This is a genomic window from Herbaspirillum sp. B65 (assembly GCF_000333555.1).
Classification (GTDB): Bacteria; Pseudomonadota; Gammaproteobacteria; order Burkholderiales; family Burkholderiaceae_D; genus Herbaspirillum; species Herbaspirillum rubrisubalbicans.
Map to the genome: position 1 here is coordinate 1 of NZ_BADI01000152.1, position 7,299 is coordinate 7,299.

The following is a 7,299-nucleotide window of genomic DNA, read 5'->3' on the forward strand; positions in this document are numbered from 1 at the left end:
AACCGGAACAACTGGCCACGCTGGAAGCCACCGGCTATGCGCTGATGCAACTGGAACGCAACAGCGAGAAATACCACCCGCTGCTGACCGCCTTCGACAACTTCGTGCTGCAACAGGGCTACATGCGGATGCACGCCCAGGCCGCGCGGCGCAGCGAATAGAGATCAACACCGGCGGGGAACCAATCCCGGCCATGGGAGACCAAACCGATTCGGCCGCCTGGTGCGGCCGTTCTTGTTCAGGGTGCATCGCAAAGCGCTTATAATTGAACGATTGATGTACCGTAACCCTGAACACTCCTGACGCGCTGGCGCTGGTCAACGCGATCCCATCCCTGCGAACAAATAATCCATGAGTTCCGAATTCCTGCAACTGGCTGAAAAAGTCACTCAGCTCGCCAAGCTGGCGCAAAGCCTGCGCGAAGAAAATGCCGAGCTGCGCCGGAAAGTCAAACTGCTCTCCGAAGACAACACCACCCTGAATACCCGTGTCGATGAGGCCTACCAGCGGGTTGCCGCGGTGCTGGCGCAACTGCCGGTGGCCGAGGCAGAAGAAGCGGCTGCGGCCGATGAGGAGGCGGCATGAGCACCATCCAGATCCAGGCCATGATCATGGGCCAGTCCTACACCCTGGCCTGCCAGGAAGGCGAACAGGCCGCCCTGCATCACGCGGTGGCCTATCTCGATCAGAAGATGCGCGCCATCCGCGATGCCGGCCGCATCAAGGGTACCGACCGCATCGCCGTGATGGCCGGCCTGGGCATCGCCGCTGAATTGCTGAGTATGCAACGCTCCGAAGGCCCCTTCGCCGGCATGACCATTGCCCAGTGGCAGCAGCAGATTGCCGCCATCACTGAGGTGGTGGACCAGGCATTGGCGCCACAGGAAAAACTGTTCTGACGCCCTGCGCGCTGATGGGCGCAGGATGTGTCACCCGCAACAAAATGGCTGCCGTTGGCAGCCATTTTTTTTCTCCGCTTGCGTGATTGGTGAGGTGCAACACATCAATATGGCAAAGAGAAAATCCGGTTACAAAATCGTGGACTTATTTTTGACACAGCTCTTGGAGGACAACGATGAATGGGTTAGACTTCGTACTCCTGCCGTGTTCGCGATTGCCATATATTCCTTGAACCATTTACGAGCATAGGTTGTGGGATCGTTCGATGGGCGTGAGCGTCGCTAGTCCGATGAACCCGAAATTGAACTACTGCAACCAACTTGAACCGTCAGGTTCAGGATGCCGGCACAGCGGCACAGGCGGGACTTGATTCAAGGAAAACGGCTGCATCTGCAGCCGTTTTTTTATGTCTTCCACCGCTACGGACAGACGTCCTCTTCACGCTCTGCCCTGTTCTCCCGTCAGCGCTCCTGCTTCTTGGCGCCCTTGCGCTCCGGCCCTACCTCATCAATGGCATCCTGGAATTCAGTCACATCCTCGAAGCTCTTGTAGACCGAGGCAAAACGGATGTAGGCGATCTTGTCCAGACGCTTCAACTCATGCATGACCAGTTCACCGACATGCCCTGACATCACTTCACGTTCACCACTTTGCAGCAGCTTGTCCTGGATGCTCTGGACAGCGACATCGACCGCCTCGGCCGACACCGGGCGCTTGCGCAAGGCCAGCATGAGACTGCCACGCAGCTTGGCCGGATCGAACTCGGTACGACTGCCATTCTTCTTGACGATCACCGGCATGGTCAGTTCGATGCGCTCATAGGTGGTGAAGCGCTTGTCGCAATTGCCGCAGCGGCGGCGACGGCGGATGGAATGACCGTCTTCGGACAGACGCGTGTCCAGCACCGGGGTGTCTTCGTGATTGCAGAATGGGCACTTCATGGTGGCAGTAATTGGGTTGGGCTAGACAATGAGGGTAGGCCCCCTGAACTTCGGTCATGCAAGACATTGCTACAACACTAAAAGGCGCAGTGTCGCATCCTCGTGCAACAGGCACTATCGTATCGTAGTGCAGATAAAGACGGCGCCCGCAAGGACGGGCGCCGTCAGGTACAACATCCGACAGGAAAGTTCATACCGGCCCAAGCAAGGCCGGTAGCGACTCCTCCAATCAGCCGTAGACCGGGAAGGCGTCGGTCAACTTCTTCACTTCGGCCTTGACCCGCTCGATGGTGGCGGCGTCATGCGGGTTGTCCAGCACATCGGCGATCAGGTTGCCGACCTTCTCGGCTTCGGCTTCCTTGAAGCCACGGGTGGTCATGGCCGGGCTGCCCAGGCGGATGCCCGAGGTCACGAATGGCTTTTCCGGATCGTTGGGAATGCCGTTCTTGTTGCAGGTCATGTGGGCCGAACCCAGGATGGCTTCGGCTTCCTTGCCGGTCAAGCCCTTGGGACGCAAGTCCACCAGCATCACGTGCGACTCGGTGCCGCCGGAGACGATGCGCAGACCGCGCTTGATCAGGGTCTTGGCCAGCACGTCGGCGTTCTTCACCACTTGCTGCTGGTAGGCCTTGAATTCGGGTGAGGCCGCTTCCTTGAAGGCCACCGCCTTGGCGGCGATGACGTGCATCAGCGGACCACCCTGGATGCCGGGGAAGATGGCCGAATTGATGGCCTTCTCATGCTCGGCCTTCATCAGGATCACGCCACCGCGCGGACCGCGCAGGGACTTGTGGGTGGTCGAGGTGACGAAGTCGGCGAAGGGCACCGGGTTCGGGTACACGCCGGCAGCGATCAGGCCAGCGTAGTGGGCCATGTCGACCATGAAGTAGGCACCGACTTCCTTGGCAATCTTGGCGAAACGCTCGAAGTCGATGCGCAGCGAGTAAGCCGAGGCGCCAGCGATGATCAGCTTGGGCTTCTTCTCACGGGCCAGGCGTTCCATCGCCTCGTAGTCGATCTCTTCCTTGTCGTTCAAGCCGTAGGAGACCACGTTGAACCACTTGCCCGACATGTTCAGGGCCATGCCGTGGGTCAGGTGGCCACCTTCTGCCAGCGACATGCCCATGATGGTGTCGCCCGGCTTCAACATGGCGAAGAACACGCCCTGGTTGGCCTGGGAGCCGGAGTTGGGTTGCACGTTGGCGGCTTCGGCGCCGAACAGAGCCTTCAGGCGGTCGATGGCCAACTGCTCGGCCACGTCCACGTATTCGCAGCCACCGTAGTAGCGCTTGCCCGGATAGCCTTCGGCGTACTTGTTGGTCAGCTGCGAACCTTGCGCTTCCATCACGGCCGGCGAGGTGTAGTTTTCAGAAGCGATCAGCTCGATGTGATCCTGCTGGCGGGCGTTTTCCTTCTGGATGGCAGACCACAGGTCGGGATCGACTTTTGCGAGAGTCTGGTTCTTGTCAAACATGGTGTTTCTCCAAATTGATGAGCTGCGGCCGAAGATCGCGCTACCGGCAGGATGCGGCCATGCCGGTGGCTCGACTTCCAAAATCGAATGAGGGCCAGAAACTAGAATGGGATTGCGGGCAGCCTCAGTCGTACTGTCCATTCGGCTGCCCAGGCGCACGGCTGTTGAAATCTCACGCTTCCCGATGGATCCCCATCTTGGCCGGTTTTACGCGGCGTTTCGCCAGTCACGTGAGACGAAATGGTGAGCGCATTGTAGTGAAACGGGGCGATTTGGGCAAGAACCATGGTGGCTTCGCAACAGACCCGCCATAGTGCCCCCATGAAGGAAAAAGCGAGCCCGCCCTCGTAAAAAGCGGCTTTCGGCTACAATTCCGTTTTCTGCCGGGACTGCCATGTGCAGCTTTGTTCAAGCTTGCCGCCGCGCGCCGGTTCTTACGCCACACAACAGGAGAATCAAGAGATGGTCGTGTTGATTACGGGAGCTACCGCAGGCTTCGGCGCCGCCATGGCGCGCAAATTCGCCGGCAACGGTCACCAGGTGATCGCCGCCGGTCGCCGCAAGGAGCGCCTGGATGACCTGGTCAAGGAACTGGGTGCCGACCAGGTGCTGCCGCTGGTGCTGGACGTGACCAGCAAGGACTCCATCAGCGCCGGCCTGGCGAGCCTGTCGGGCCAGTGGAAAGAAGTCGATGTGCTCATCAACAACGCCGGCCTGGCACTGGGCCTGGGCCCGGCCCATGAAGTGGCACTGTCGGACTGGGAAACCATGATCGACACCAACGTCAAGGGCTTGGTCACCATCACCCACGCGCTGCTGCCGGAGATGGTCAAGCGCGGCCGCGGCACCATCATCAACCTGGGTTCGGTGGCCGGTGCCTACCCCTATCCGGGCGGTAACGTCTATGGCGCCACCAAGGCCTTCGTCGACCAGTTCACCCTGAACCTGCGCGCCGACCTGGTGGGTACCGGCGTGCGCGCCACCAACCTGGCCCCTGGCCTGTGCGGCGGCACCGAATTCTCCAACGTGCGCTTCAAGGGCGATGATGGGGCGGCTGCCAAGGTATATGAAGGAACCACCCCGCTGACGGCCGAAGATATTGCTGAAGCGGCCTTCTGGGTAGCCACCATGCCGGCCCATGTGAACATTAATTACATGGAGCTCATGCCGACCTGCCAGGGCTTCAGCCCTTTCAACATCAAGCGCAAACAATAAGGGGATGGAGTAGAATGGCGTTTTTGCCAAAGGCGCCTTGGCGCCGCAGGAACGCCATTTTCACCCGTTCCCGGGGCAGCGGCCGGTATCCAACCAGTCCGCTTGCTCACCGGCAAACCCTTGATTGCTTCGTTTCCGTGATTCTTTTGCCGCTGCCACAGCAGATTTCCCAATAACAAGAAGCATATGAGTGCCGCCAGTAGTCCATTCGACTGGAACATCCGGGTCTATTACGAAGATACCGACACCGGAGGCGTGGTGTTCTACGCCAACTACCTGAAGTTCTTTGAGCGCGCCCGCACGGAATGGCTGCGCTCCTTCGGTTTCCAGCAACAACACCTGGCCGAGACCACCGGCGCCATCTTCGTCGTCAAGAACACCAGCGTCGACTATCTCGCCCCCGCCCGCCTGGACGATGAACTCCGCCTGACCGTCGTGGTCGAAAAATTTCGAAATGCCTCCATGCAATTCATCCAGGAGGCCTGGCGCCTGCCGTCGGGGGATGGCGGGACCGCCTGCGACGGGGAACCCAGACTGCTGGCGCGGGGCAGCATCACGGTCGTCTGTGTGGACCAGGCCACTTTCCGGCCGCGTCCGATTCCTGACGAAGTGCTGACTTGCATCAAGAAGTCGACATGATGTCAACGGAAAAGCTCATCCGCGCCTTTATGGCACTGGGAACAGCGTCTGCCCGCCGGCCGCTCCCAGCGGCTGGGACGATCTGCCGCAGGGAAAACTTCTGTCTGTATTTGCCGTCTTTTGTTTCATATTGTCCGCACGTCAACTGAACAAGAGATTTTTAACTCTCGACTTACCATCCAAACGCCGCCTCCAAGCCGCCACACTTTCCCATGAACGTCACACAAGACCTGTCCTTCATTTCACTGATCGCAAACGCGTCCGTCCTGGTGCAACTGGTGATGTTGCTGCTGTTGTCGGCATCGGTCACCAGCTGGACCTACATCTTCCGCAAGATGTTCACCATCCGCTCGGCGCGGGTGCAGACCGAGGAATTCGAACGCGTCTTCTGGTCCGGCGGCAATCTTTCGGCGCTGTACCAGGATGCGCTGTCCAACCGCCGCAAGGCTGGTGGCGAAGGTGGCGCCCTGGAGCGCATCTTCCAGGCTGGCATGGGTGAATTCACCAAGGCCAAGGCTTCGGTAGCCGCCCGTGGCGGCGCCGTCGATCCCGGCCTGCTGCTGGACGGCGCCCGTCGCGCCATGCGCGCGGCCTACCAGCGCGAGATGGATGCACTGGAATCGCACCTGGCCTTCCTGGCCTCGGTGGGTTCGGTGTCGCCGTATGTGGGTCTGTTCGGCACCGTCTGGGGCATCATGAACGCCTTCCGTGGCCTGGCCAACGTGCAGCAAGCCACCCTGGCCGCGGTCGCCCCCGGTATTGCCGAGGCGCTCATCGCCACCGCCATCGGCCTGTTCGCCGCCATTCCTGCGGTGGTGGCCTACAACCGCTATTCGCATGACATCGACCGTCTGGCGATCCGCTTCGAGAGCTTCATCGAAGAGTTCTCCAACATCTTGCAACGTCAGGCACGCTAATGGCTGGCTCATCGATGCGCGGGGGGCGTCCCCGCAAGTTCAAGTCCGAGATCAACGTGGTGCCCTACATCGACGTGATGCTGGTGCTGTTGATCATCTTCATGGTGGCCACGCCCATCACCAACCCCAGCGTGATCAACCTGCCCACGGCCGGCAAGTCGACCCAGCCGCCGTCGGACTATATCGAGATCGCCTTGAAGCCCAACGCCCAGGCCACCATCCGCATCAACGGTCCCAAGAGCGGCGGCAAGAAGGCCGAGACCGTGACCGGCAAGACCGACCTGGCCGAGCGCCTGCGCCAGCTGCATGAAGACAACCCGGACCTGGCCGTGATGATCTCGGCCGACAAGGACATCAAGTACGACGACGTCGTGCAAGTCATCTCGGAAGCGAAGAAACAGGGAATAGCGCGGGTCGGCCTGGCCACCAAGTAAGCGCAACCCTGAGCGATATGAGCGATAACGCACACTACACCATCCCCAAGGCCCCTGGCCGCTGGCGTGCCATCACGCTGGCGCTGGTGATGCACGTGGCCTTGTTCCTGTTCTTCTGGATCGGGATCCGCTGGCAGAGCGAAACCCCGCTCACGGTGGAAGCCGAGATCTGGGATCCGCAATACAAGGAAGCCGCCCCCCTGCCCACCCCGCCGCAACCGGAGCCGCAGCCGGTGGTGGTCGAGCCGCCACCGCAACCCCAGCCGCAACCTGAACCCAAGCCAATTCCTCCCAAGGTGATCGACGAACCCAAGGTCGAGAAACCCGATATCGCCTTGCAAAAGGAGAAGGAAAAGAAGCGCAAGGAAGAACAGGAAAAGCAGGAGAAGCTGGAACAGGAAAAGGCTGAAAAGGCAAAGGCCGAGAAGGACAAGGCCGAGAAGGACAAGGCCGACAAGCTCAAGGCAGAGAAGGAAAAAGCCGAGAAGGAGCAGGCCGAGCGCGAGAAGAAGGAAAAGCTCGAGGCCGACAAGCAGAAGAAGCTCAAGGAAGAGAAGCAGAAGGAAGAAGAGGCCAAGAAGAAGGCCGAGGCCGAGAAGCAGGCTGCCGACAAGAAGAAGCAGCAACAGGCCGCGGCTGACGCCAAGGCCGCCGAACAGCGTCGCCAGGAAGACTTGAAACGCATGATGGGCCAGGCCACCAGCGCCACCGGTGGCACCGGCACGGCGGCCAAGTCGCAGGGCCCCAAGGGCAGCCCGGACTATGCCAACAAGTGCGCG

At 60.3% G+C, this 7,299-nt stretch carries 9 protein-coding genes, 1 other RNA gene and 1 riboswitch; of the genes, 8 read left to right on the forward strand and 2 right to left on the reverse strand.

From position 1 onward, the window contains the following. Positions 1-351: 351 nt before the first annotated feature. The 3 genes from I5W_RS04005 to ssrS all read left to right on the forward strand — a co-directional run bounded on the left by I5W_RS04005 (position 352) and on the right by ssrS (position 1,270). Positions 352-585 (forward strand): hypothetical protein, encoded by a 234-nt coding sequence (locus I5W_RS04005; RefSeq protein WP_017453105.1) that lies wholly within the window; start codon positions 352-354, stop codon positions 583-585. After that, the gene (locus tag I5W_RS04010) at positions 582-899 is read left to right on the forward strand and encodes a cell division protein ZapA (RefSeq protein ID WP_017453104.1); all 318 of its coding nucleotides are present in this window, start codon (positions 582-584) and stop codon (positions 897-899) included. The genes I5W_RS04005 and I5W_RS04010 overlap by 4 nt, the downstream gene beginning before the upstream one ends. A gap of 194 nt (positions 900-1,093) precedes the next feature. Further along, positions 1,094-1,270: non-coding RNA, 6S RNA (ssrS, locus tag I5W_RS29390), on the forward strand. A gap of 91 nt (positions 1,271-1,361) precedes the next feature. Here the strand turns inward: ssrS and nrdR are convergent. Together nrdR and glyA are read right to left on the reverse strand one after the other, a co-directional pair. Continuing rightward, positions 1,362-1,841: a transcriptional regulator NrdR gene (gene nrdR, locus I5W_RS04015; protein WP_017453103.1), complete on the reverse strand. Its 480-nt coding sequence runs from the start codon at positions 1,839-1,841 to the stop codon at positions 1,362-1,364. A 229-nt stretch (positions 1,842-2,070) separates the two neighbouring features. Further along, positions 2,071-3,315: a serine hydroxymethyltransferase gene (gene glyA / locus I5W_RS04020; protein ID WP_044528270.1), complete on the reverse strand. Its 1,245-nt coding sequence runs from the start codon at positions 3,313-3,315 to the stop codon at positions 2,071-2,073. 140 nt (positions 3,316-3,455) lie between these two features. Then, positions 3,456-3,555: riboswitch (ZMP/ZTP riboswitch) on the reverse strand. 222 nt (positions 3,556-3,777) lie between these two features. On the opposite strand from glyA, the gene I5W_RS04025 reads away from it, so the two are divergent. The 5 genes from I5W_RS04025 to tolA form a co-directional block, all read left to right on the forward strand. Further along, complete coding sequence (locus I5W_RS04025; protein ID WP_044528271.1) at positions 3,778-4,530, forward strand: SDR family oxidoreductase; 753 nt, start codon at positions 3,778-3,780, stop codon at positions 4,528-4,530. A gap of 186 nt (positions 4,531-4,716) precedes the next feature. Continuing rightward, the gene (gene ybgC / locus I5W_RS04030; RefSeq protein WP_044528272.1) at positions 4,717-5,169 is read left to right on the forward strand and encodes a tol-pal system-associated acyl-CoA thioesterase; all 453 of its coding nucleotides are present in this window, start codon (positions 4,717-4,719) and stop codon (positions 5,167-5,169) included. Between the two features lie 212 nt (positions 5,170-5,381). Next, positions 5,382-6,086 carry a protein TolQ gene (gene tolQ / locus I5W_RS04035; RefSeq protein WP_017453099.1) on the forward strand — a complete coding sequence of 235 codons (705 nt, stop codon included), beginning with the start codon at positions 5,382-5,384 and terminating at the stop codon, positions 6,084-6,086. After that, positions 6,086-6,520 (forward strand): ExbD/TolR family protein, encoded by a 435-nt coding sequence (locus I5W_RS04040; protein WP_017453098.1) that lies wholly within the window; start codon positions 6,086-6,088, stop codon positions 6,518-6,520. Before tolQ ends, I5W_RS04040 begins: the two co-directional genes overlap by 1 nt. A gap of 17 nt (positions 6,521-6,537) precedes the next feature. After that, positions 6,538-7,299, forward strand: a 762-nt coding sequence (tolA, locus tag I5W_RS04045; RefSeq protein ID WP_044528273.1) for a cell envelope integrity protein TolA, incomplete at its 3' end; no start/stop codon positions are given.

Coding starts and splice junctions, on each gene's coding strand:
- I5W_RS04005 (WP_017453105.1), top strand. CDS start 352: ATGAGTTCCGAATTCCTGCAACTGGCTGAAAAAGTCACTCAGCTCGCC.
- I5W_RS04010 (WP_017453104.1), top strand. CDS start 582: ATGAGCACCATCCAGATCCAGGCCATGATCATGGGCCAGTCCTACACC.
- nrdR (WP_017453103.1), bottom strand. CDS start 1,841: ATGAAGTGCCCATTCTGCAATCACGAAGACACCCCGGTGCTGGACACG.
- glyA (WP_044528270.1), bottom strand. CDS start 3,315: ATGTTTGACAAGAACCAGACTCTCGCAAAAGTCGATCCCGACCTGTGG.
- I5W_RS04025 (WP_044528271.1), top strand. CDS start 3,778: ATGGTCGTGTTGATTACGGGAGCTACCGCAGGCTTCGGCGCCGCCATG.
- ybgC (WP_044528272.1), top strand. CDS start 4,717: ATGAGTGCCGCCAGTAGTCCATTCGACTGGAACATCCGGGTCTATTAC.
- tolQ (WP_017453099.1), top strand. CDS start 5,382: ATGAACGTCACACAAGACCTGTCCTTCATTTCACTGATCGCAAACGCG.
- I5W_RS04040 (WP_017453098.1), top strand. CDS start 6,086: ATGGCTGGCTCATCGATGCGCGGGGGGCGTCCCCGCAAGTTCAAGTCC.